At 42.2% G+C, this 24,533-nt stretch carries 20 protein-coding genes; 5 read left to right on the top strand and 15 right to left on the bottom strand.

Annotated features, from left to right (window positions below; all coding sequences use genetic code 11):
- Window positions 1-217 precede the first annotated feature (217 nt).
- Complete coding sequence (locus ACWJAF_RS03660) at window positions 218-625, top strand: Fur family transcriptional regulator (RefSeq protein ID WP_448862290.1); 408 nt, start codon at window positions 218-220, stop codon at window positions 623-625.
- 169 nt (window positions 626-794) lie between these two features.
- The gene (locus ACWJAF_RS03655) at window positions 795-1,337 is read left to right on the top strand and encodes an NADH peroxidase (RefSeq protein ID WP_296030451.1); all 543 of its coding nucleotides are present in this window, start codon (window positions 795-797) and stop codon (window positions 1,335-1,337) included.
- Between the two features lie 94 nt (window positions 1,338-1,431).
- Here the strand turns inward: ACWJAF_RS03655 and ACWJAF_RS03650 are convergent, their stop codons facing one another.
- From ACWJAF_RS03650 to ACWJAF_RS03625, 6 genes are all read right to left on the bottom strand, one after another.
- Entirely contained in the window at window positions 1,432-2,019 is a 588-nt protein-coding gene (locus ACWJAF_RS03650) for an ECF transporter S component (RefSeq protein ID WP_296091938.1), read from the bottom strand.
- Between the two features lie 113 nt (window positions 2,020-2,132).
- On the bottom strand, window positions 2,133-3,977 hold the full coding sequence (locus ACWJAF_RS03645; RefSeq protein ID WP_448862287.1) for an alpha-amylase family glycosyl hydrolase: 1,845 nt from the start codon (window positions 3,975-3,977) through the stop codon (window positions 2,133-2,135).
- A gap of 9 nt (window positions 3,978-3,986) precedes the next feature.
- Entirely contained in the window at window positions 3,987-6,173 is a 2,187-nt protein-coding gene (locus ACWJAF_RS03640; RefSeq protein WP_448862285.1) for an alpha-galactosidase, read from the bottom strand.
- Window positions 6,174-6,217: 44 nt separating this feature from the next.
- Complete coding sequence (locus tag ACWJAF_RS03635; RefSeq protein WP_055283300.1) at window positions 6,218-7,060, bottom strand: carbohydrate ABC transporter permease; 843 nt, start codon at window positions 7,058-7,060, stop codon at window positions 6,218-6,220.
- Window positions 7,060-7,938: a carbohydrate ABC transporter permease gene (locus ACWJAF_RS03630; protein WP_448862283.1), complete on the bottom strand. Its 879-nt coding sequence runs from the start codon at window positions 7,936-7,938 to the stop codon at window positions 7,060-7,062. The genes ACWJAF_RS03635 and ACWJAF_RS03630 overlap by 1 nt, the downstream gene beginning before the upstream one ends.
- Before the next feature lie 45 nt (window positions 7,939-7,983).
- On the bottom strand, window positions 7,984-9,267 hold the full coding sequence (locus ACWJAF_RS03625) for an ABC transporter substrate-binding protein (RefSeq protein WP_448862281.1): 1,284 nt from the start codon (window positions 9,265-9,267) through the stop codon (window positions 7,984-7,986).
- A 234-nt stretch (window positions 9,268-9,501) separates the two neighbouring features.
- On the opposite strand from ACWJAF_RS03625, the gene ACWJAF_RS03620 reads away from it, so the two are divergent.
- The 3 genes from ACWJAF_RS03620 (at window position 9,502) to trhA (ending at window position 13,249) form a co-directional block, all read left to right on the top strand.
- Complete coding sequence (locus ACWJAF_RS03620; protein WP_448862280.1) at window positions 9,502-10,371, top strand: AraC family transcriptional regulator; 870 nt, start codon at window positions 9,502-9,504, stop codon at window positions 10,369-10,371.
- A gap of 12 nt (window positions 10,372-10,383) precedes the next feature.
- Entirely contained in the window at window positions 10,384-12,396 is a 2,013-nt protein-coding gene (locus tag ACWJAF_RS03615) for a diguanylate cyclase domain-containing protein (protein WP_448862278.1), read from the top strand.
- 190 nt (window positions 12,397-12,586) lie between these two features.
- Window positions 12,587-13,249 (top strand): PAQR family membrane homeostasis protein TrhA, encoded by a 663-nt coding sequence (gene trhA, locus ACWJAF_RS03610; protein WP_296091945.1) that lies wholly within the window; start codon window positions 12,587-12,589, stop codon window positions 13,247-13,249.
- Window positions 13,250-13,354: 105 nt separating this feature from the next.
- Here trhA and ACWJAF_RS03605 read toward each other — a convergent pair whose 3' ends face one another.
- From ACWJAF_RS03605 to ACWJAF_RS03565, 9 genes are all read right to left on the bottom strand, one after another.
- Entirely contained in the window at window positions 13,355-13,981 is a 627-nt protein-coding gene (locus tag ACWJAF_RS03605; RefSeq protein WP_448862276.1) for a bifunctional 4-hydroxy-2-oxoglutarate aldolase/2-dehydro-3-deoxy-phosphogluconate aldolase, read from the bottom strand.
- Window positions 13,982-14,115: 134 nt separating this feature from the next.
- Window positions 14,116-15,147: a sugar kinase gene (locus tag ACWJAF_RS03600; RefSeq protein WP_448862274.1), complete on the bottom strand. Its 1,032-nt coding sequence runs from the start codon at window positions 15,145-15,147 to the stop codon at window positions 14,116-14,118.
- A gap of 123 nt (window positions 15,148-15,270) precedes the next feature.
- Window positions 15,271-17,016 (bottom strand): dihydroxy-acid dehydratase, encoded by a 1,746-nt coding sequence (gene ilvD, locus ACWJAF_RS03595; RefSeq protein ID WP_448862272.1) that lies wholly within the window; start codon window positions 17,014-17,016, stop codon window positions 15,271-15,273.
- Window positions 17,017-17,089: 73 nt separating this feature from the next.
- Complete coding sequence (locus tag ACWJAF_RS03590; protein ID WP_448862269.1) at window positions 17,090-18,457, bottom strand: GntP family permease; 1,368 nt, start codon at window positions 18,455-18,457, stop codon at window positions 17,090-17,092.
- Window positions 18,458-18,727: 270 nt separating this feature from the next.
- Complete coding sequence (locus tag ACWJAF_RS03585) at window positions 18,728-19,444, bottom strand: FadR/GntR family transcriptional regulator (protein ID WP_296030492.1); 717 nt, start codon at window positions 19,442-19,444, stop codon at window positions 18,728-18,730.
- 9 nt (window positions 19,445-19,453) lie between these two features.
- Window positions 19,454-19,723: a GIY-YIG nuclease family protein gene (locus tag ACWJAF_RS03580; RefSeq protein WP_296030494.1), complete on the bottom strand. Its 270-nt coding sequence runs from the start codon at window positions 19,721-19,723 to the stop codon at window positions 19,454-19,456.
- A gap of 161 nt (window positions 19,724-19,884) precedes the next feature.
- Entirely contained in the window at window positions 19,885-20,751 is an 867-nt protein-coding gene (locus tag ACWJAF_RS03575; RefSeq protein WP_296030499.1) for a M23 family metallopeptidase, read from the bottom strand.
- 164 nt (window positions 20,752-20,915) lie between these two features.
- Window positions 20,916-21,860, bottom strand: coding sequence for a SpoIID/LytB domain-containing protein (locus ACWJAF_RS03570; protein ID WP_448862266.1), 945 nt, complete (start codon window positions 21,858-21,860; stop codon window positions 20,916-20,918).
- A gap of 188 nt (window positions 21,861-22,048) precedes the next feature.
- Window positions 22,049-24,526: a glycogen/starch/alpha-glucan phosphorylase gene (locus ACWJAF_RS03565; RefSeq protein ID WP_448862264.1), complete on the bottom strand. Its 2,478-nt coding sequence runs from the start codon at window positions 24,524-24,526 to the stop codon at window positions 22,049-22,051.
- Window positions 24,527-24,533 lie beyond the last annotated feature (7 nt).

The following is a 24,533-nucleotide window of genomic DNA, read 5'->3' as shown; positions in this document are numbered from 1 at the left end:
TACAGAATTGTTACATATGTTACGTTTTTAATTATATCATTCATCCTTATATTGTCAAGTTTTATCTTGTTTTAATCATTTTATTCGCATACCGTTTATTTTTAATTTGTTACATTTTATTACATTATTTCTTTCTTATTGACAAATAATATCATTCCGATTATACTGTAAATATATCAATTATAGTAATTGTTATCATTATCGAAAGGAGGATTTTATGGCTGCTTTAAAATATAGTAAACAGCGGGCCTCTATCAAAGATTATTTAGCACATACCACCGCTCATCCAACAGCTGATACGGTATATCTTCATATTAAAGAAGAATTTCCAAACATCAGTCTTGGAACCGTTTACCGCAATTTGAATCTGCTGGCGGATATCGGCGAAGCACTTCGGATTCCGACCCCTGTTGGTGGTGACCGTTTTGACGGGCGATGCAAACCTCATTACCATGTAGTATGCACAAGCTGTGGAAATGTATTCGATCTGGAGATGGGTGATTCTTATATCCAGAAAGTGAACGAAGAAGCGAACGCATGCTTCGACGGAATCATCGAATCACACACCACTCTTTTCCATGGACTCTGTGCTGAATGTGCAAAGAAAATGAATGAGAATAAATAATAAAATTTATCAAAAACTAATTGACAAACACAAAAGATTATGCTAAATTAATATCAGTAACAATTACTAATATTAATTTAGCAAACATAAGGAACCAACACTAACCAATCCTTATGAAGGCTTTAGCACCAAAAAATTTTTATATAAAAAAGAAAAGGAGATTAACACTATGAAGAAATTTGTATGTACAGTATGCGGATATGTTTACGAAGGAGAAGCTGCACCAGAAAAATGTCCAGTATGTGGCGTTGGAGCTGACAAATTCAAAGAGCAGACAGGCGAAAGAGAATGGGCTGCAGAGCACGTTGTAGGTGTTGCAAAAGGTGTTAGCGAAGACATCTTAGCTGACTTAAGAGCAAACTTCGAAGGAGAATGTTCAGAAGTTGGAATGTACCTTGCAATGGCAAGAGTTGCTCACAGAGAAGGTTATCCGGAAGTAGGATTATACTACGAAAAAGCTGCATGGGAAGAAGCTGAGCACGCTGCTAAATTCGCAGAGCTTCTTGGCGAAGTTGTTACAGACAGCACAAAGAAGAACCTTGAGATGCGTGTAGATGCCGAGAATGGAGCTACAGCTGGTAAATTCGACCTTGCAAAACGTGCAAAAGCTGCTGATCTGGATGCAATCCATGACACTGTTCACGAGATGGCTAAAGATGAAGCTAGACACGGAAGAGCTTTCGAAGGACTTCTTAAGAGATACTTCGGCTAAGAATAACAGATTTAGATATCAGAAGAGCGGATACACCACTTACGGCGTATCCGCTCTTTTTGTTCCATTCATTATTTTTATCCACTATCTGGATCTATGCCATGCGCACATAGATCTTTTTCACCGGCTGGTACAGAACCGCAATTGCGATCACCATAAAGACTGCATTGATCACCGTAGCCGGGAGTGATGTAAATGCTCCCACTGCAGCCGCTGCGAATCCACTTCCCATGATCATCATAGATATGGTTCCCATAATAAATTCCATGATCACGTTGATGCATCCGTAAACCACAGCACAGATCATAGCTGCTCCGTATTCTTTCTTTTTATCACCGGCCGTCTTTTTCTTCAGCATCACAAAGAGCGCTCCGACGATCAGACACTTCAGCGCCGTCTCAACGAAAGTCTTTGGTGCATCCTGCATATATCCGTTTAACATATCAAAGATGGTAAGTCCCAGTGTTCCGGATACAGCTCCTCTCTTTCCTCCCTGGAGTAATAATCCCATCACGACAAATATATGTCCGAAATGAAGAAACGGTGTTCCGACTGCCGCCGGAAGCGGAATCCTGAAAGACTGGATCCCGAGAAATGTAATTGCTGTAAAGAATGCAGTGATCACCAGATTCTTCACCTTATCATTATGCATGGTCTTTCCTGTTGCTGTATTTGTACTCATTGTACTCTTCCTTCCTGTTGTAATATGTAATGAAAAATAAATTCTGCTGAATATATTAGCACGATAGTGGATACGTCCAAACAGCCAGTTATAACATTTCCATGCAGGCCAGTTTATTTTTCACACCAAAGGAAGTCATACCCTCTTAATCTTATATCTTTTAATTCTATCTTTTCACTCGTCAGCAGATTCCGATACACTCCATCTTCCTGCATCCACGCTGTCTTCTCCTGATCGCTAAAGTTGAATATTCCAAAAAATCTTCTTCCCTTATATTCACGTAATATGCAAAGGATACTGTCATCATGCACATCGTATGTATACACATCTGCATCTTTATCAAATGTTATTTCCTGTCCGCGGATCTTTTCCAGCCGGTCAAGAGTCCAGAAGATACTTCCCTGAACGGTTGTGTGATCTTTCTTATTCTCTGCAAGCTCCCAGCGAAGCTTACCACGATGGATATATCTTGAATCTGCACATTTTTCCGGATCCTCTTTGTAACTATAGTCGTTCACCTGTCCCAGTTCATCGCCGCTGTATAACATCGGAATGCCCGACTGTGTCAACATATATGCATGCAGCATAAGATCTTCCCTGATCGCAGTTTCCATCGCTTCTTTGTTTTGTTCAAATCCGGCTTTTTCAATTCCACACATAGATGCAGTTGTCCCGCAGAAACGTGCATCCTGTGTTACCGGATCATCATTATACAATTCTCCGCGGCTTACACTGCCCGCTATTTTTCCCGTAAAATAATCATTCAGGTAACGCTTATGTGGGATTTCTTCCATTCCCCACTGTTTCAGGGTCTCATAATCCAGTCCCCATCCGATATCATCATGACAGCGCAGATAGTTTAAAAATACATACTGTTTCGGCAGGTGGTTCAGAATATCCATCTGTTTTTTCAACAATCGGATATCTTGTGTCGCTATGCTGTTCCAGGTCGTTGCCATGGTAGTCACATTATAAAGCATGTGACATTCCGGTTTTTCTACCGTACCAAAATACGGCACTACTTTTTCCGGTTCCATTACAACCTCACCAAGAAGTAATACGCTCGGACATACAATTTCTGCAATCATACGCATCATACGGACGATTGTATGTACCTGTTTGAGATTTCTGCAGGTGGTTCCTATTTCTTTCCAGATATATGGCACTGCATCAATTCTTACAATATCTATTCCCTGATTTGTCAGATACAGGAAGTTATACATCATCTCGTTAAACACTCTCGGATTGCGGTAATTCAGATCCCACTGATACGGATAAAATGTTGTCATTACATAATGGCCGTTCTCCGGAAGATACGTAAAGTTTCCAGGGGCTGTTGTCGGAAATACCTGCGGTACTGTCTCCTCGTATTTCTCCGGCACCTCATTATTATCATAGAAGAAATACCGGCTCATATACTCTCCTTCGCCATCTCTTGCCCGTTTCGCCCATTCATGATCTTCTGACGTATGATTCATAACAAAATCCATACACACATTGATATCTTCCTCATGACACTTTTCTGCCAGTTCTGCAAGATCTTTCATCGTACCGAGATCCGGACGTACCTTACGGAAATCTGCCACTGCATAACCGCCGTCAGATCTTCCTTTTGGCGTATCCAGGAAAGGCATAAGATGAAGACAATTAATGTTGCATTCTTTCAAATACGGGATTTTTTCTTTTACACCTTGCATATTTCCCGCAAAATTGTCTATATAAAGCATCATACCAAGCATGTCTTTCCTGTGATACCAGCCGGCTTCCTTCTCTCTTTTCGCATCTCTTTCTTTTAGTTTGATACTCCGGTGTCTGTAATACTCATACATCTTGGAACACAGTTCCGCGAACATATCATCATTCTGATAAAGTTCCATGTAAAGCCACCTGAGCTCATCATGATGTTTCTCTAACCTATATTGAAAAATACTATTATTTTTTTCTACTTTTTTTCCCATTTTTATACTCTACTCTTCTGCTGCCAGATGCATCTGGTATGCCTTGAATTCTCCCATTTCCACAGGCATCGGAATTCCTGCTTCCATAAGTGCTGCACCATTATAGCTCTTTCCTGTTTCCGTGTCACGATAGATTGCACTGCATTTCAATCCTTGAAGCTTTACATAATTCACGGTCATATTTCCATGAATTTCCTGCAGTACGACATTCAGAAGAACTTCTTTCTGATCTTCGGATACAAATGCCCATGCTGCATATTCCTCCCTTGCAGGATCAGACAACCGGTAGTACAGTCCCGTCTGGATCAGCGGTGCGAACTTCCGGTATTCTTCTACCTGTAACCGGATCTCCTGCTTCTCTTCTTTGGAAAGTTTTCCAAGATTCAATTCATATCCGAATGTTCCGGCCATTGCCACTACACCTCTAGTATGCAGAGATGTGATCCTTCCGGTCTGATGATTCGGCACTGCTGATACGTGTGACCCCACTGCGGACACCGGATAACCGAATGAAGTACCATATTGGATCTGCAATCTGTCCAATGCATCTGTATTATCACTGCACCAGATCTGCGGTGTATAATACATCATTCCGGCATCAAATCTTCCACCGCCGCCACTGCAGCCTTCGATCAAAAGATCCGGATATCTTGTCACGATCCTTTCCAGAAAATCATATAATCCAAGAACGTAATCATACATGACCCTTCCCTGATCTTCGGTTCCTCTTGAGAACACATCCATAAGGCTCCGGTTCATATCCCATTTTACATACTCAATATTTCCCTGATCCAGGACTTTACAGATCTGGTCAAATATATGATCTACAACTTCTTTTCTTGAGAAATCCAACACCAGTTGATTTCTTGCATGAACCGGATTCCTTCCCGGAATAGTAAGTGCCCAGTCCGGATGTTCTCTGTACAGATTACTGTCTTCAGAGATCATCTCCGGCTCCACCCAGATTCCGAATTTTACACCCAGGTCATTGATCTTCTTTATCAGATCTCCCAGTGTCCCCCCAAGCTTTTTCTCATTGACAAACCAGTCCCCGAGACCGCTGTTATCGTCATCACGTTTTCCAAACCATCCGTCATCCAGCACCAGCATATCAATGCCTGCATTCTTTGCCTCTTTTGCCAGTTCATATAAGGTGTCACCATCAAAATCAAAGTACGCAGCTTCCCAGCTGTTCACCAGAACCGGACGGACACTTTCTTTGTACTTTCCTCTGCAGATATGCTGTCTGATACATCTGTGCAGATTCTGCGAAAGAAGGTTCATTCCACTTCCGGAAAAAGTAAGAAGCACCTCCGGTGTATAGAATGTTTCTCCTTCTGCCAGCGGATACGAGAACATCTCATCCTGCAGCCCCATAAGTGCACGTGTCTGTCCAAACTGATCTTTCAGTGTCTCACCTTTAAAATTTCCGCTATATACGAAAGACATCGCATAACAATTTCCATACTGATCCGTCGTATGCTCATCCGCGAGGATCATCATCGGATTATACTGATGGCTTGAAGTTCCTCTTACACTTCCGATCACATGACTTCCATGTGTGACCGGTTCTCTCTGCATCGTTCTCTCCATTGCATGTCTTCCGTAAAATGTCAGAAGATCATATTTCCCCTGAACAAAATCCAGACATGCAGACTGCGCTTTCCTGATACATATCTTTCCTTCGCCACGATAAACGATCTTCTCACTTCTTGTGATCACATCATAATCAGGAAGCACACCATACTGCAATGTAACTTCTACGCCTGTAACCGCATCTTCCATTACGATCTCCAGTGTCTGGCTCTCCGTCTCATCCGCATAGACTGCCGGAAGACCTGGAACCTTGTATTTTCCATTGAAAATGTGATGCGAACGGTAACGCAGGTCACACGCTGTGCTTCCATCTGCATTTTCGATGATCAGTGCCGTGCTTCTGTAATCTCCGGTTCCATAGGAAGGATACTCCTGCGGAAGTGCATCCATAGAATATGTTCTGTCATCCCCTGCATCAAACGGATTTCCAGAGAATCCCCTGTCATAATACGTCAGCAGATAATCCATGCAGCTTCCATCTGTTTTCTTTCCATAATACAGGTGCAGGAGGAACCCATAAGGGTCCACCTGCATCTGATACGTTGTATTCTTTGTCTGTATTGTAAATGTCCTGTCTGATTTACTGTAAACAATTCCCATCTTTCAGTCTCCTTTTTATGTCTTTGATCCGATTTGTATTTTCTTTATTTTACAGCTCCATTTACCACACCGTTCAAGATATGCTTCTGACAGATCAGATAGAAAATCAGGATCGGCAGAAGTGCCAACAGGTAAGAGGCAAATGCCAGGTTATAGTTCGTTCCAAACTGTGTCTGGAAATTAAGCTGTGCCAGCGGCAGTGTGTTCTTTCCTGTGCCTGACATAATAACCAATGGTGTCATAACATCGTTCCATGTTCCAAGTGCTGTCAGAACCGCAACCGTTGCATGCATTGGTTTCATGATCGGAAAGATGATCTTCCAATAAGTGGTCCATGTACTTGCTCCATCCACGCATGCTGCCTCTTCCAGCGCTCCCGGAATGTTTGTCAGATATCCGGAATACAACAGCACATTCATCGGCATATAAAATACCAGATATAAGATAATCACTCCGGCTCTGTTCGCAAGTCCCATCTGCGCCGTCTGTTTTACGACCGGCATCATCAGGATTGCAAAAGGTACGAACATACCACTAACAACATAAAAATAAATAAACTTATAAAATTTACTATGTGCCTTATTTCTTGCAATTGCATATCCAAGCAGTGAATGGATCAGCATTGCAAGCACTACCGTCACAACTGTGATCAGCAGACTGTTTCCCAATGAGTTCCAGAAATCTGTCACTTTCATCGCCTCTGTAAAATTGCTCAGACTGAAATGTTTTGGAAGCGATAAGATTCCTGCGACATCATTCGTCATTTCCGAAGGTTTCTTCAGCGCAATGACAACAGTCATATATAATGGAAATACTACAGTGATCAGCCCTGCGATCAAAAGAATCGTTACAGGCCAGTTTATTCTTTCTTTCCCAACTTTTTTCATTACAACTGTTCCTCCTTCTTACCGGTGATAGTCAACTGCATTACCGAAATCACTACAATCACAATAAAGAAAATAACTGCATTTGCACTTTGGAATCCAAACTGTCCGCCACTCATTCCGTTATTATAGATCAGATATGAGATGGATTCTGTACTCTGGGCAGGACCTCCTTTTGTCAATGCCATGATCTGATCAAATACCATCAGGAAGTTTTTCACACTCAGAACCATATTAATAGAGAAAAATGGAACAATCAGTGGAAATGTCAGGTTCCTGAACTTCTTCCATCCTGTGGCGCCATCAATGGCACCTGCTTCATATACATCCTCCGGAACCGTCTGAAGTCCCGAAATATAAATGATTGTGTTCATTGCTATCGACTGCCATGCACACACGATCACAATCGCGATCCACGCAAGATTTGTATTCGAAAGCATACTGGAACTAAATGTCTTACTTCCGATCATTTTTCCAAATACAGGGAGGATATACGTAAAGAAATAGTTGAAAATATATCCTACCACCAGTGCTCCCAGTACATTCGGGATAAAATATGCACCTCTGAGTGCGCTTTTGAACTTAATCTTACTATTTAGTCCGAGTGCCAGCAAAAGACTCAATACATTTGTCAAAATTGTCGCCGCAATTGCCAGCTTAAATGTAAAGATATATGAGCCTCCGACTCTGGAATCGGTAAACAGATCTTTATAATTACGAAGCCCTACCCAGTCGTAATTTCCGTATCCTTTAAAATTGGTAAAACTGTAGATGACACCTTTGATCAGCGGCAGCGTATTGAAGCAGAAAAATAATGCAACAATCGGAATCGTGATCAGAAGAAATGTCCGCTTTCTATCATTTAATTTATTCTTTTTCATCGTACTAACTCCTTGAACTTCCGTATTACCAGTAACTTATCTGTCTTATTCATTATGTGATTTCTCGTAATCTTCCACTTTACGGATAATATCACGATTATATCTTACCCAGTCTGTATCAAATTTCTTAAGAAATGCCTTGCTGTCTTTTTTCATCAGGAATGTCTGGATCTGTGCGTCTACCGCCATTTCCGATGGATAATAATGATCCTGGTAGTCAGACATTTTTCCTTCTTTTATATATTCTTTCATTCCTTCAAGGGTTGGTGGCAGTTCAAAATCCCCCTCTTTACAAGGAACCGCCTTCTGCGCATCCAGATATGCCTGTACATTCTCATCTTCCAGGAGAAAATCTAACACTTCATATGCTGCCTCTTTATTTTTGCAATCTTGCATTACGCAGAACTGAAGATCTATTCCTGAGTTCAACTTATTTTCTTCTTTGTTATTACTTGCCGGCATTACAAATGAATCAATCTCCATATCCGGATTCACCGTCTGGATCTGTGGAATTGCATAACTTCCGATCGTATACATTGCGGATTCACCTTTTGCAAACGCCGTACATGCCCCGTTGTAATCATATGCAAACGGGTCATCCGGTCCATATGGAAGCAGCTCCAGCATACGTTCTGCCACTTCTTTATATTCCTTCGAAAATGTTGTCTTTCCGCGGTTCACCTGTGCACACACATCTGCGGGTGCAAGATCTACCGCGACCGCATTCCACGGTGCAAGACAAGTCCATGTATCTTTAAATCCAAAATAAAATGGCTGGATTCCTGCATTCTGTATCTCCTGACACAGGCTCATAAGTTCATCCCATGTAGTTGGTATTTTCCATCCATGTTCTTCGAACATTTCCTTGTTGTAAAGAATTCCTGCTGCATTTGCAACGTATGGCACCGCATAAGTTCCTTTTTCCGGAACAAATTCCAGATTTTTATCAATTTCTTTGTATGCCTCTTTAATATTTTCCAGACCTTTATAGTCGGAAATATCCATCAACATGTCAGAATCGATAAAGTTTGAATAGTTCACGTCTCCTCCGATTCCAATAATATCCGGATTATCTTCCCTGATAAATCTCGTCTTCAAAACAGTCATTGCATCATTCGGAGATTCAATTGTAAGATGAATATTATCATGTGTACGGTTGAATTCTTCTTCTATTTTCTCAAATGTTTTTACTGCTTCCGGCTTATACTGCACAAGTTCTATTTCTGTCTTTCCTGTCTTCTCCTTCTGCCCGCATCCCTGCAGTGTCATAGCCCCAGCCATCGTAAGAACCAGTCCGGCACTTACCAGTTTCCTGTACTTCCTATGCATGTTTTCAACTCCTTTTGCTCCGTTCCTTCCTGATTTTGAACCTTTCCCGGGATATTTACTTGTTTTCATCGTCAGGTTTTTTTCATTTCTTATTTACAATTGAATTGTAACATACCCTTATGCGTCTATAAATATCATTATATTATATGTTTTATTGTAAAATGCGATTTTTTCCGTTATATATTGAAGTTATCTAGCATTTTGGTATATACTGTTTTAAAAAGGAGGATTCCTATGAGTAATCTTTTATTTTCCGTTTTCCCAAATGAAAATTTTGTCGATATCGGACTTTATCAGTATGGCTGGGAACAATGTGAACCTTCCCATTCTTTCGGGCCTGCCGCCAGAAACCATTATATCTTTCACTATGTGATATCCGGAACCGGAACTTTAATGGCCGACGATTCCTCTGGCAATACAATAAAATATCAGGTAAAAAGCGGACAGGGCTTTATGCTATTTCCTAATCAGATCAATACTTACATCGCAGATCAGGATCTCCCATGGGAATATACCTGGATTGAATTTGACGGGCTCCGTGCCAAAGAGATTGTCTCTACTGCCGGACTCAGTCCGGATCATCCGGTCTATCATGCCGGTTCGAAGGATCTTCGCAATGAAATGATGAACGAGATGTTATATATTGCCAGACATCCCGGTTCCTCCTCCGAATCACCGTTCCATATGATCGGACATTTGTATCTCTTTTTGGATTATTTCATGCGTTCTGCTGCTACAGTGCGCATGAACCAGAGCGGGAAGATCAGAGATTTTTACATCAAAGAAGCATTATCTTATATTGAGCAAAATTTTCAGAACAATATTACCATTGAAGACATTGCTTCTTTCTGTGGTCTGAACCGGAGTTATTTCGGAAAGATTTTTCACGACTCCATCGGAAAATCCCCACAGGAATTTCTGATCAGCTACCGCATGACAAAAGCTGCTGAGCTTTTAAAGCTGACTTCTCTTTCCATTGCTGACATCGGAAATGCAGTTGGATATCCGAACCAGCTTCATTTTTCACGCGCATTTAAAAATGTATATGGAACTTCACCAAGAAGCTGGCAGAATGCAAACCGACTCGCTCCTGCAGATAATTAATGGAGGATAACAATGAACCAAAAAACAACCTACAATATCGGAGTCCTTATTGGGGGAAGCCATACTTATTTTCCAAAGGAACATATCCGTGGTATCACCGATGCTGCAAAAGAACTGAATATAAATATTTGCTTTTTCCTTGGAACACAGACCAAAGATTTTTTTGAAGATATCCTTGGTGAAACCCATAAAGACTCTTTTGATTATCAATTCAATACCATCCATGACTATAGTCTCATGGCCGGTCTTGACGGACTGATCATCAACTACGGAACACTGGGACTTCGGATGAAAAATGAAAGTGCAAAACAATTTGCCCTGAAATTCAATTCGATTCCAACTGTATTCCTTACCGAACTCATCGATGCACCCAACTGCCATTCCCTGATCTGCGATAATACACAGGGGATACATCTGGTCATGGAACACTTAATCCAGAAGCACCATTGTCATAAAATACTTTTTGTAGCAGGTCCTACGCAGAACACAGATGCAACTGAACGAAAGACCGCTTATCTTGAAATGATGCACAAATATAACCTTCCGGTAACCCCTGCTATGATTGCCCAGGGTGATTATTCTGAGTTTGTAGACAGGCAGGTGAATCAACTGCTGGATGATAATCCGGATGCACAGGCTATCGTATTTGCCAATGATGAGATGGCATTTACCGCTTACCGCGTATGCGAAAAACGTGGTCTTACAGTCGGACAGGACATCCTGATCACCGGATTTGATAACTGTGAACGGGCTTCCGGTATGGATCCTTCTCTTACAACCGTTCAGCAAGATGGCGTACTGATGGGGAAAATGGCTGTATATGACTTATTCGACAAACTCAATGGCAAAGAAGTACAGTCGCGCATAGTCCCTGTTTCCCTGTGTGTAAGAGAATCCTGCGGCTGTCAGCTTCAATCCACGGAATCCTTTCATCCCCCGGTCGATCTGACCGAACAGATACAACGGCTGAACCGCACAATAACCAATATGAAGCTTGAACTAATCAGTTTCCAGCGGAAATCCTGGTTTTTCCCATTTCTTGCGAGAAAGCTCAATGCATGTAAAGATGACGAACATGCATTTCTTCTGGAAGCCATGAAAAATATGCGTGAGCTTCAGGCTAAATGTATCTACCTTTTTCTACTGGATGAGCCTATCGTATACCACGAAAACGAAAAATGGGCCTGTCCGCAGACTTTAAAACTTGCTGCCTATTCTAAGGATAATGAGATCAAAGCCTTTCATCCTTATGACAGACAGCCGGTAACTGCCGAGAACGGCCTCTGCCAGCTAATGACCGATGAAGAAAATCATCAATTTATGGTGTTCCTTCTTTTCTCCGGTGAAAAGCAGTATGGACTGCTGGCCTGTGATATACAGCAGGAAGCATTCCCTTTCTTCTTTGTGATCAGTCTTCAGATCGGACTTTCGCTTTCTTATCTGGAGATCAGCAAAGCTGAAGCGCTCCGCCACCGGGAAATGTCCAGGGATATGGAACTGATCCGGGAACGCAACCGCATTCTTGGTAAGCTTTCCAATTACGATGAACTTACAGGGCTTCTGAATTTAAGAGGATTTACCGAACAGCTTACAGAATTCTGTAAGCATGAACAGAATCAATGCGCTTATATTATATGTGGGGATCTGGATCACCTAAAAGAAATCAATGATACCTGGGGACACCCTGCCGGCAATTTTGCTTTGCGTGGTGTTGCCCGGATACTGGAGGGCTGCCTTCGCCGGCAGGATACACTTGCCCGTGTAGGCGGGGATGAATTTCTGATCCTCCTAAACTGTGAAGAAGGCGAGTTTGACAGCATTTTCCGTAAACGTATCAAAGATGCCTGTAATACTTTTAATGCGCAGTCAGAAAAGCCATTCCTGGTAGAAATTTCACTGGGCATCGCCCGGTTCCATCCAACTCCTGGCATGGATACGCAGGAAATCATAGCTCTTGCCGACCAGGATCTTTACGAAGCAAAGAAACACCGCAGGAAATCCATCCGGCGGCCTGAAGCGTCTTAGTTCTATTTCACTTTAAAAAATGAGAGTATTGCAATTTATGGCCTTACTCTCATTTTTTAATAGTTTTAAATTCAAAATATTTTCCTTTTTCCACTTGATTTTTTTCATCCCCTGGTATAATATACACATATAGTAAACATAGTATTCAAAACTACATGTCACATTTTCGATATTCAGGAGGTGCATGATTATGGCAGAGCAGTTAACAGAACACATCAAAGACCCAGGAAGTGCAATCACACATTTTATTGGAATGCTGATGGCAATATTCGCAGCAATTCCGCTACTGATAAAAGCGGCGCGTGAACCAAGCAGAATCTACATCATCGCAATTACTATTTATGCGGTCAGTCTTATCCTGCTGTATGCGGCCAGCACAACTTACCATACATTCAACAAATCACGAAAAGTAAATACCATTCTTAAAAAGATCGACCACATGATGATCAGCGTATTGATCGCCGGAAGCTACACTCCGATCTGTCTGCTGGTACTTGGCGGTAAGACCGGACTCATCCTTCTTACGATTGTATGGGCATTTGCAATTGCCGGAATCCTGATCAAGGCATTCTGGGTATTCTGTCCAAAATGGGTTTCATCCGTGCTTTACATCGGAATGGGATGGACCTGCGTACTGGCATTCACACAGTTACTCAATTCCTTAAGCCCGGCGGCTTTTGGATGGCTTCTTGCCGGTGGTATCATCTATACAGTTGGCGGCGTTATCTATGCTTTGAAGCTTCCGATTTTCAACAGCAAGCACAAATATTTCGGAAGCCATGAGATCTTTCATCTGTTTGTTATGGCCGGAAGTGCCTGCCACTTTGTGGTGATGTATGCTTTCGTACTTTAATACAAACCCCAAAGAGCCCACATCATGCCTGCGATATTATTTCATATAATATCTTTCCAGACTTGATGTGAGCTCTTTTTATTTTCGTCCTGTTATTTTTTTCTCTTATTCCGCCAGTTCTTTTGCTTCTCTTGTAAGCTTCTTAATCTTCTCAAATTCACCTGCTTTAATCATATCCCCTTTTACCATCCAGCTTCCACCGCAACAAAGGATCTTATCGCACGCCAGATAGTCTTTCAGATTCTTTGTATTGATTCCACCTGTAGGCATGAATTTTAACATATTATATGGTGCTGCCATTGCCTTGATCATTGCAAGTCCACCCGACTGTTCTGCCGGGAAGAATTTTACCACTTTAAGTCCTCTTTTTACTGCCTGTGCAACTTCCGATGGTGAGATACATCCTGGAAATACCGGTATATTTTTCTCAATACAGTAATCAACAATTTCCGGATCGAATCCCGGGCTTACGATAAATTTGGCTCCGGATTCTACTGCCTTGTCTACCTGATCTGTTGTAAGGACAGTTCCTGCTCCGACCAGCATATCCGGATAGACTTCTGTCATAATGCGGATAGACTCTGCTGCTTCCTCAGTACGGAATGTTACTTCCGCACATGGAAGGCCTCCTTCTACCAAAGCTTTTGCCAGCGGTTCTGCGTCTTTCGCATCATCTAAAACAACAACCGGTACAACTTTTAACTCTGCAAATAATTCTTCTATTGATTTCATTTTTTCCACCTGTTTTCCTGTTATTCAATAATCTCAATGTTCTATATCGTGTATCATTTTATCTCTCATCTGAAGATTCTATACTATGTCCCTTCTTTATCCTTCATATAAAGATCTTATATCGTATATCACCTTTATCTTTTTATATCAAAATTCATATTCATAACATGCCGGATCAATGACACATCATCCGTAATATTTCCATCCCCATGAAGTGTATGCTTAATAGCACTGGCGGCTACCGCAAAGTTCGCCACATCCTCCGGCTGGTATTCATTCATCAGTGCATAGATGATCCCACTGACAAATGCATCCCCGCCGCCTACTCTGTCCAGAATATTAAATGTAAGCGTTCTGCTCTCATATGTCTTCCCTCCATACCACACATATGCTTTCAGACTGTTTTCACTGCAGCTCGGGGAATATCTTACATGTCTGGCAATGCATTTTATATTCGGATACCGTTTCACGAATTTTTGAAATACACTGTCCTGTTCTTTCAGATTTGGCTGGTATGGAATATCATCTTTCACATCTCCATTTTCATGATGTTCCTCATCCTTCCATAAATGATATGGCTCGATTCCCATCAGTACATCTACATATGGAAGACACTCCGTACAGAAATCTCTTGCTTCTTCCCAGCTCCATAAAGTGCTTCTGAAGTTACCGTCAAAGCTGACCATCATTCCCTTTTCTTTGGCAATCTTCAAGCTTTCCATGACTAGTTGTCTGCAGGAGCCCCCAAGTGCAGGAGTGATTCCGCCAAGATGCAGCCATGTATGTCCGTCCAGTACTTTTTCCAGATCAACCCGGGAGAAATCATATTCATCAAATGCACTGTGCTTTCTGTCATAGATCACTTTGCTTGGCCGGATTCCATACCCCGTCTCCAGATAATACGTTCCAATTCTGTGTGTCGGAGTCTCTTCCGGTGTACTTAAGATTACAGGAGCACAATCTACATCATTGCTTCTTAACATACGGACTGCACTTTTTCCAAGGCTGTTATCCGGTACTACTGTAAAAAACGAGCTGTCTATTCCAAGATTTGCCAAAGATACTGCTATATTTGCTTCACTTCCACCATAGATTGCTTCAAAACTTGTTGCATTTCTGATTTTTTCGCAATCAGGCGGTGTGAGACGAAGCATAATTTCTCCCATTGTGAGAAATCTTTCCTTTTTTGTGATTCTTTGTTTCATCTTTCTTTTCCCTTTTTATTCTTATTTTCTATACTCTATACTTTACACTTCTACTTTTCAGCAATTCTATTGTCATTCTCAATACTAATACTCCAGATATGCACCTTTCATCGGACTTGCAGCATGCTGGCTAAACAGACGAAGTACACCTTTTTTATATTTCGGTTCTCTTGGTGTCCAGTTTTTACGGCGTTCTTCCAGAATCTTATCGATTTCCTCCATTGACTTACACTCTCCTGCTACTCCGATGATATTCAGCTTTCTCTCCATCACATCAATCTCGATCAGGTCCCCTTCTTCTACCAGTGCGATCGGGCCTCCATCAACAGCTTCCGGACTGCAGTGTCCGATCACCGGACCGGTAGATGCTCCTGAAAAACGTCCATCTGTGATCAGTGCAATACTCTTTCCTAATTCCTTATCACTGCTGATAGCCTCTGATGTATAGAACATCTCCGGCATACCGCTTCCTTTCGGTCCTTCGTAACGGATAAATACTGCGTCACCTTTCTGTACTTTATGTTTTAATACCGCATCCAGACACTCTTCCTCACTGTCAAATGGTCTGGCTCTTAATACAGACTTGAACATTTCTTTCGGACATGCGGTATGTTTGATGACTGCTCCTTCTGGTGCAAGATTTCCTCTCAGTACTGCGATACTTCCATCCGTTCCGATTGCTTTATCGTATGGTCTTATAATATCTTCTTTTGTAACCTGTACCCCATAACGTTTGTTGAATTCCTGCAGCCATTTGTCACATTTCTCATAAAAACCATTCTGTTTTAATTCTTTCAGATTTTCCCCCAGTGTCTTTCCTGTCACTGTCATCACATCCAGATGCAGATGTTCTTTGATCTCTTCCATGATCGCCGGTACACCACCTGCATAATAGAAGCACTCTGCAGGCCACTTTCCTGCCGGGCGGATGTCCAGAAGATATCTGGCATTACGGTGTAATCTGTCAAATGTATCTCCTGTGATCTCAATTCCGAATTCATGTGCAATTGCCGGAATATGTAACAGACAGTTCGTACTTCCGGAGATTGCAGCATGAACCAGAATTGCATTTTCAAAACTATCCATCGTCACGATATCTGATGGAAGCATATGTTCCATAGTTGCAAGTTTCACAGCCTGACGGCCTGCCTCTCTGGCAAATTCCAGGAGATCCGGGCTTGTTGCCGGCATCAGCGCACTACCTGGAAGTGCAAGTCCCAGTGCCTCTGCCATGATCTGCATAGTGGATGCTGTACCGATAAATGAACATGCTCCGCAGCTTGGGCAGGCATTACATTTTGCCCAGTCCAGCTTTTCCTGGTCAATCTCGCCACGTTCATACTTTGCACTGTACATTCCCAACTGTTCCAGTGTCAGCATCTCAGGTCCTGCATTCATCGTTCCCCCCGGCACTACAACCGATGGAATATCCACACGGGCAAGTCCCATAAGGTTTCCCGGCATACCTTTATCACAACTTGAAAGGTATACACCTGCATCAAATGGTGTGGCATTCGCATGGATCTCTATCATGTTTGCAATCATTTCACGACTTGCCAGACTGTAGTTGATTCCGTCTGTTCCCTGGCTTTCCCCATCGCAAATATCTGTGCAGAAATAACGTGCTCCAAATCCACCCGCTTCTTCCACACCTTTTCTTACTTCTTCTACTAATATATTCAGATGTCCGCTTCCCGGATGGCTGTCACCATACGTACTTTCGATCATAACCTGCGGCTTACTTAAGTCTTCTTTTTTCCATCCTGTTCCGATACGGAGTGGATCTAATTCCGGTGCTAATTTTCTCATTTCCTGACTTTTTAATTCCATATTATATTTCCTCCTGTTTTATTATTTATCTGTAAAACAAAATGCTTATTCTCTAATCTTCGTAAAACATTTTCTACGAAACAACGAACCATACGATCGTTGCACCGACAATTCCTACCATACCAACAATTGTCTCCATTACTGTCCATGTCTTCAGGTTGGTCTTTTCATCTACTTCAAATAATGACTTTGAGAGCCAGAATCCTGAATCATTGACATGGCTGAATGCAGTACCTCCTGCTGCGATCGCAATCGTAAGGGTTGCCAGCTGAAGCTGTGACAGATCTGCTACCATCGGCATGGATGCGATAATACCTGCTGCCATTGTCATGGATACAGTCGCAGATCCCACCGATACCCTGACTACTGCGGCTACAAGGAATGCAACCAGAACCATTGGAAGCGGTAAGCCTCCGACAAAGTTTCCGAACAATTCTCCGATTCCTGTATTCTGAAGGATAAATCTTAACATTCCTCCACCAGAGATCAGAAGAATAATATTTCCACAGGAATGTAATGAATTCGTCATAACATTCGTGATTTCAACAATACTGAATCCACCTGGCAGGCCAAGGAATAACATGGCACATATTGTGGAGAGCAATAATGCAATTACCGGTGTTCCTAAGAATTCCAATACCGGTTGTACCGGTTTCATAAATGGAATAATTGATGATAATGTATTTAAAATTATCAGGAACAGCGGGAGAAGAATGATACAGACGATCAGACAGAAATTCGGTCTTTTTCCCGTACTTTTCTGCTGTGCTTCTTTTTCATTCTCCAGATAAGAACTTGGTACCGGACAGTCAAATTTCTTGCCGGCATATCGTCCAAATACTGGTCCTGCCAGGATCATAGCCGGAATACCGATGATGATTCCAAGCATAATTACATAACTCAGTTCCACATTCAGCATCTCTGCTACCAGAACCGGTCCCGGTGTCGGTGGAACAAATGCATGTCCGATCGCCAGACCTGCAAGGAGTGGGATCGAATAACAAAATACAGATTTTTTCGTTTTACGTGCAATTCCGAATGCAACCGGAATAAGGATCAGAAGTCCCGATTCAAAGAATACCGGCATACCTACAATCAATCCTGTAATTCCCAGTGCCCACGGTGCTTTCTTTTCACCAAATACCTTTAACAGCGTATCTGCAATAACTTCCACACCACCGGACACCTGCAGAATCGCTCCGAACATGGAACCAAGTCCGATCAGTATCGCAATGGTCTGCAGCGTAGTTCCTACACCTTCCGCCAGTGTATCTGTAATCATACTAAATGGCATCCCCGCTACCAGTGCGATGATCAACGCTGATGACATAATCGCAATGAACGGTTGTATCTTTACTTTAATAATCAAAAATAGCAATACAGCAAATCCCAGAAGAGCTCCTATGATCAGCCGTTCTGGAGAAGCAGTAAAATCACTCATTGTTCTTCCTCCTGAAATATCTTTTTTCTCTTTTTCTTACTTATTTTATTCTGTTCTTATTCTGTTACATCCGGCGCCTCTGTTGAATGTGACTACAATATAACAACCGCTTGTTTTTTATTCAATACATATGATGTATATAATTCGATTTGTACATAATACGCAAAACAGGCAGTGATTTTTGTTCTGATCACTGCCTGTTTTTGTCTATTATCACCATATTCATTTGTAAGACGTTTTTCCGCTATTGCAAACGTCAGACGTATCTTTTCACTGATTTTTCTGCTTTCTTCTTTCTTCCAGAAGTTCCATGATCACCTGCCTGTTGTATGTCAGATGCATATTCATCGCACACTTGGCCCCGACCGCATCTCTATGCTCAATTGCAGTCACAATTGCCCTGTGTGTCTCCAGTGTCTCCCTCATAAGACTCCTGTATGTAATATTGGCAAATGTCACAACCGAAGTATTAATAACCGGGATCAGTTTTTCCACTACAATGTTGCTGCTCAGTTTTGCCAGATAGCTGTGGAATTCTATATCTTTGTAAATATGATCATGTCCCTGCTTATACAACATTTCAACTTCTTCGCACAGTGTCTGCAAATGTCTTATCTCTTCCTTCGTTGCTTTTCTGCATGCCCACATGACAATTTCCGGTTCTATCATCAAGCGTACATCAAAAAGATCCAGTGCCAGTTGATATCTGTCTTTAATCTGCCCGAATCCCAGCACATCATTTTCCATATATACCGTACTGATCACATATGTTCCATCTCCACGTCGTACTTCCAAGACTCCCCGGCTTACTAATCCTTTTACAGCCTCCCGGACCGTACTTCTTCCAACTTTGAAAAATTCTGCTAGTTCGAATTCATTCGGAATCTTTTCTCCAATCTCAATCTGCCTATCTAAAATATATTTCATCAGACGATCTTCTGTTTTTTGACCCAATGTTTTCTTCACTTCTGTTTTCTTTTGGTACATAATTACTCCTTATCCACATTCCTTTTCACACAGATTTTCACAGCCTTTGATCAGTGCTTCCTTCGCCTTCCGCGTAAGCTGCTTGATTGCATATTCCCGGCTCATCGCCTCATTCTTGGTATCATGCGCTTCATAATATACAAGCTTCACCGGTCTTCTGGTCTTCGTATATTTTGCGCCTTTTCCACTGTTATGTGCTTTCATACGTTTTTCCAGGTCGTTCGTCCATCCGGTATATAACGTTCCGTCTGCACATTTTACAATGTATGTATAGTTCATTGGTTTCCCTTCTTTTATCCACATATGGATTCGTTTTTTCTGAAATAATCCACTATATTTTATAAATTATCCTCCTGGATGTCAATGTTATCCCCACTTCAAAAAGGGACGGGGATTTTTTAAAAAAACTCCGTCCCTTTTTGTTCTTTTTGTTGGTTCTATTAATCCTGATCCGCCGTATACTCCACCGGATTCACCGGCTGTCCGTCTTTTCGCATCTCGAAGTACACATTGCATCCTTCTTTGCTGTAATACTTGGTTGGCTGGCTCACATAGCCAAGCACACTCTTCGCTTCTACATAATCCCCGACCTTCACAGGTACTTCTTTCAGCTGTCCGTATAGCAATTCATATCCATTGCCGATATCCACATTGACCGTTGTTCCGGTCTGTGCATTAACGTCTATGGACTTGATGACTCCTGGTGCGCCACACAGTACCTGATCGCCTTCTGCTCCTTCGATGATTACTGCCGGATTATACCTGTACTGGTCAAGCGTCTGGAAATATACTGTCTTATCCATACTGTAGCTCATGATCACTGCCCCGTTCACCGGCCACAGGATGTAGCTGTCTTCGGTAAAATTAATGTTATGACCGGCTCCGGAAGTTGTCTGTACTGCGCCTGTCGTTGTATCCGAAGTTCCGTCTTCTCTTGTACTTGTTCCATCTGTTCCGGTTTCATTACCGTCTGTTCCAGTCACATCCGTTCCGCCTCCGCTTTTTCCTGTACCGGTTCCGGATGTACTGCTCTTACCTGTCCCTGCATCACCACTCTCTGATCCAGTATCCTCTGTGTTACCGTCCGTATCCTCATTTTTTATCTTGGATGTTCCTGTTTCTTCTGCCTTCTGGCTGTCTTCTGTTTGTTTCGTCTGCTCTTCCGCCTTTGCCAATTCATCTTTCTGCGTCTTTTTGTAATCACTGAATGTATATGTTCCTGCTATCGCAATTGCCGCCACAAAACATAATACTGCTGCTACGGTTGCACGCCGTTTGGACATTGACGGTTTCTGATTTTTATTCATTTCATCACCACCTCTGACACTATTTTTGCCAGTTTATGATGACATTATTCTTTTGTTCTGTTTTTATTTTGCAAATATTTTTATCTGAATTTCTTCGATTATCTATGCAGCATTCCGTTGTTAATATCTGCCTTCCCCCTGCAATCATTTTACATATATTGTCATTATTTCTGCTCCTCTACATTCTTTATAATCTCCGTCACTTCTCTGATCTCGGTTCCTTCAAAAAAATATTTCAATATTTTTTTATAACTCTTTTTCTCTTTTGCCATTTCATTTGCCGTGTACTGGCTCATGCCGATTCCATGTCCGATGCCCCTTGTCGTCACCCACAATTTGTCATGATAGCGTTGAAGCGTGAAACAGCTGGACGGAAGGCTGTATCTGTTGCGGAATTCTTCACCACTGATTGTCTCTTCCCCAACCCGCACTTTTAATACATAACCGACAGAATCTGTTTCTAGGATTTCTATATCTGTTGTTTCTATTTTCTTTTCATTCTCCCCCAGCACTCCAGTCTGCAATTCATTCTCCGCTTCCGCATCCGCCGGACACTCTACACTCTTCAGATAGGGATAATCTTCTTTTCCAAGGACTTCTTTTGCATCTCTTGTATATCCGTTACTCAGCTTAAAAAATGGTGTCATTGCTAATCCTTCTCCATAAAACAATACTTGTCCTGTCGTCTCTTCCAATGCATCTTTTAGCTTTCTGTAATTCTGTGTATACTGCATTCCCCAGGCTGCTTTCATCTGCTTTGCAGTCCAGTATTCTTCCTCCAGTGTGCCGTCATTTCCAGTCTCCTGTATCTTCCGGCAGACTTCTGTTCTTACAAGAACCGCCTGGACCTTGAGTGCTTCTGCTTCATAGTCTGCCGGGATCTCTTTTGCCAAAATTCCAACGCAGTAATCTTCTAACGGTATCTGCCCGCCATTTTTTAGCTTCACAGTCATCGCATCTGATTTAGATACACGGAACACTCCCGGGCCATTTATCATCGAAGTCATAATATAAGAAAACAATAAGATGATAACTATATACCGCCCGGCCCGCTTTAACCGGCTCCACAAACTCTGAATCTTATAATTATTTACCTTATCCCACTTCACCCTTCTCCACCTCCCCCCGACATGAAGTCCACCTTTTCACGTCCCCGTAGCTCACACGTGGCTCACAACACACAAAAAAGCCCTCCCATACCTCAAATGTATGAGAAAGCTTTTCTTATTATTCCATCTTATCATCAGCCACAGAACCCCGAAAGCTCTGTCACTGAAATATTCATATCAACAGTCTCTTAGTAGTCCAGTTCTGCCTCTTCTACTACGACATGATCCAGATGCCAAATATCATCTACATATTCCTGGATTGTTCTGTCTGCTGAGAATTTACCACAGCATGCACTGTTCTTAAGAGCCATTCTTGCCCATTTATCTGTATCTTTGTAAGCTTCCATAGCGCGTGCCTGAGCATCTGCGTAAGAACGGAAGTCTTTTAAGATAAAGTACATATCTGCTTTTGATCCACCCTGGTTGTTCAAAAGGCTGTTGTAAAGATCACGGTACATCTCTTTATCTCCGTTAGAATATGTTCCGTCTACCAGCTGGTCTACAACTCTTCTGATCTCTGGATCATTGTTGTAGATATCGTATGGATTGTATCCACCGTTCTGCTCGTAGTTGATAACTTCGTCAGCACTCAGTCCGAAGATAAATGCATTGTCGATTCCAACTTCGTCTACGATCTCTACGTTCGCTCCGTCCATTGTTCCAAGAGTCGGTGCACCGTTCATCATGAACTTCATGTTACCTGTTCCGGAAGCTTCTTTGGAAGCTGTAGAAATCTGCTCACTGATGTCAGCTGCTGCGAAGATCAGCTCAGCGTTAGATACGCGGTAATCTTCGATGAAGACAACTTTCAGTTTTCCGTTGATGCTGCGGTCATTGTTGATCACATCAGCAACAGAGTTGATCAGTTTAATGATCTCTTTTGCACGGATGTATCCGGCAGATGCTTTTGCACCGAAGATGTATGTCTTAGGATAGAAGGACATTTCCGGATGCTCTTTGATCTGGTTGTACAGATACATTACATGCAGGATGTTAAGGAGCTGACGTTTGTACTCGTGCAGACGTTTTACCTGTACATCGAAGATAGATCTTGGATCTACTTCTACTCCGTTATGCTCTTTGATGTAAGCTGCAAGACGCTCTTTGTTCTTGAACTTGATTGTCATGAATTCTTTCAGAGCTTCTTCATCATCCAGCCATTTCTTCAGTCCGTCCATCTTAGACAGGTCTGTGATCCATTCTTTTGTTCCGAGTTTTTCTGTTACCCAGTCAGCAAGCAGTGGGTTCGCATGCATGAGGAAACGTCTCTGTGTGATACCATTTGTTTTATTATTGAACTTCTCTGGCATCATCTGATAGAAGTCTTTTAACTCCTGATTCTTCAGGATCTCTGTATGCAGTTTTGCAACACCATTGACAGAATAACCTGCAACGATTGCAAGGTGTGCCATCTTAACCTGGCCATCCATCAGGATTGCCATCTTTCTTACTTTCTCTTCATTACCAGGATACTGTGCTCTTACCTGCTCGATGAAACGGCGGTCGATCTCCTGAATGATCTGGTAGATACGTGGAAGCAATTTAGAGAACAGGTCGATTGGCCATTTCTCAAGTGCTTCTGCCATGATGGTATGGTTGGTGTATGCACAGCATTTTGTTGTGATATCCCATGCTTCATTCCATCCAAGGTCTTCCTCATCAAGAAGGATACGCATAAGCTCTGCTACTGCTACTGTAGGATGTGTATCATTCATCTGGAATGTTACCTTCTCAGGAAGTTTGCTGATATCGCCATGTTTCTTTTTGAACTTCGCAACTGCTGCCTGGATACTTGCGGATACGAAGAAATACTGCTGTTTCAGTCTCAGCTCTTTTCCTGCGTAGTGGTTATCATTTGGATAAAGAACTTCTACGATATTCTTTGCAAGGTTCTCCTGCTCAACAGCTTTGTGATAATCTCCACGGTCAAATGAATCTAACTGGAAGTTTACGATCGCTTCTGCATCCCAGATACGGAGTGTATTAACGATGTGGTTACCATAACCAACGATTGGATAATCGTAAGGGATAGCCATTACGGATTCATAGTTCTCCTGAACGAAATGAGTCTTACCATTCTCATCGTATTCTACACGGATATTTCCACCAAAACGTACTTCTTTTGCATATTCAGGTCTGCGAAGCTCGAACGGGTTACCGTCTTTTAACCAGTTATCCGGTGCCTCTACCTGATAGCCGTCTCTGATCTTCTGCTTGAACATACCATAACGGTAACGGATACCACATCCATAAGATGCATATCCCAGTGTTGCAAGAGAATCCAGGAAACAAGCTGCCAGACGTCCAAGTCCACCGTTACCAAGTGCCGGATCCGGCTCCTGGTCCTCGATCACGTTGAGATCGATTCCCATCTCTTCCAGAGCTTCTTTTACTTCTTTATATGCTGTCATGTTGATCAGGTTGTTTCCAAGAGCTCTTCCGAGCAGGAATTCCATGGACATGTAATATACGGTCTTCGGATCGTCTTTCTCATACTGCTTCTGTGTTGCAAGCCAGTCATCGATGATAGCTTCTTTTACAGCATAAGAAACTGCCTGGAACAACTGCTGAGGAGTTGCTTCTTCTACTTCCTTACGGAACAATGTCTTTACATTGTTCCGTACATCTCTTTTAAATACGTCTTTTTCAAATCTTGGATTATACATTTTCTAC

Source organism: Dorea sp. (assembly GCF_977044405.1).
The sequence above is the reverse complement of the archived record's forward strand: the minus strand, read 5'-3'. Positions and strand labels throughout refer to the sequence as shown.

Coding starts and splice junctions, on each gene's coding strand:
- ACWJAF_RS03585 (WP_296030492.1), bottom strand. CDS start 19,444: ATGTACCAAAAGAAAACAGAAGTGAAGAAAACATTGGGTCAAAAAACA.
- ACWJAF_RS03605 (WP_448862276.1), bottom strand. CDS start 13,981: ATGAAATCAATAGAAGAATTATTTGCAGAGTTAAAAGTTGTACCGGTT.
- ACWJAF_RS03640 (WP_448862285.1), bottom strand. CDS start 6,173: ATGGGAATTGTTTACAGTAAATCAGACAGGACATTTACAATACAGACA.
- ACWJAF_RS03625 (WP_448862281.1), bottom strand. CDS start 9,267: ATGCATAGGAAGTACAGGAAACTGGTAAGTGCCGGACTGGTTCTTACG.
- ACWJAF_RS03565 (WP_448862264.1), bottom strand. CDS start 24,526: ATGTATAATCCAAGATTTGAAAAAGACGTATTTAAAAGAGATGTACGG.
- ACWJAF_RS03580 (WP_296030494.1), bottom strand. CDS start 19,723: ATGAACTATACATACATTGTAAAATGTGCAGACGGAACGTTATATACC.
- ACWJAF_RS03630 (WP_448862283.1), bottom strand. CDS start 7,938: ATGAAAAAGAATAAATTAAATGATAGAAAGCGGACATTTCTTCTGATC.
- ACWJAF_RS03660 (WP_448862290.1), top strand. CDS start 218: ATGGCTGCTTTAAAATATAGTAAACAGCGGGCCTCTATCAAAGATTAT.
- ACWJAF_RS03635 (WP_055283300.1), bottom strand. CDS start 7,060: ATGAAAAAAGTTGGGAAAGAAAGAATAAACTGGCCTGTAACGATTCTT.
- ACWJAF_RS03600 (WP_448862274.1), bottom strand. CDS start 15,147: ATGGGAGAAATTATGCTTCGTCTCACACCGCCTGATTGCGAAAAAATC.
- ACWJAF_RS03650 (WP_296091938.1), bottom strand. CDS start 2,019: ATGAGTACAAATACAGCAACAGGAAAGACCATGCATAATGATAAGGTG.
- ACWJAF_RS03590 (WP_448862269.1), bottom strand. CDS start 18,457: ATGAGTGATTTTACTGCTTCTCCAGAACGGCTGATCATAGGAGCTCTT.
- ACWJAF_RS03620 (WP_448862280.1), top strand. CDS start 9,502: ATGAGTAATCTTTTATTTTCCGTTTTCCCAAATGAAAATTTTGTCGAT.
- ACWJAF_RS03655 (WP_296030451.1), top strand. CDS start 795: ATGAAGAAATTTGTATGTACAGTATGCGGATATGTTTACGAAGGAGAA.
- ACWJAF_RS03645 (WP_448862287.1), bottom strand. CDS start 3,977: ATGGGAAAAAAAGTAGAAAAAAATAATAGTATTTTTCAATATAGGTTA.
- trhA (WP_296091945.1), top strand. CDS start 12,587: ATGGCAGAGCAGTTAACAGAACACATCAAAGACCCAGGAAGTGCAATC.
- ilvD (WP_448862272.1), bottom strand. CDS start 17,016: ATGGAATTAAAAAGTCAGGAAATGAGAAAATTAGCACCGGAATTAGAT.
- ACWJAF_RS03615 (WP_448862278.1), top strand. CDS start 10,384: ATGAACCAAAAAACAACCTACAATATCGGAGTCCTTATTGGGGGAAGC.
- ACWJAF_RS03575 (WP_296030499.1), bottom strand. CDS start 20,751: ATGAATAAAAATCAGAAACCGTCAATGTCCAAACGGCGTGCAACCGTA.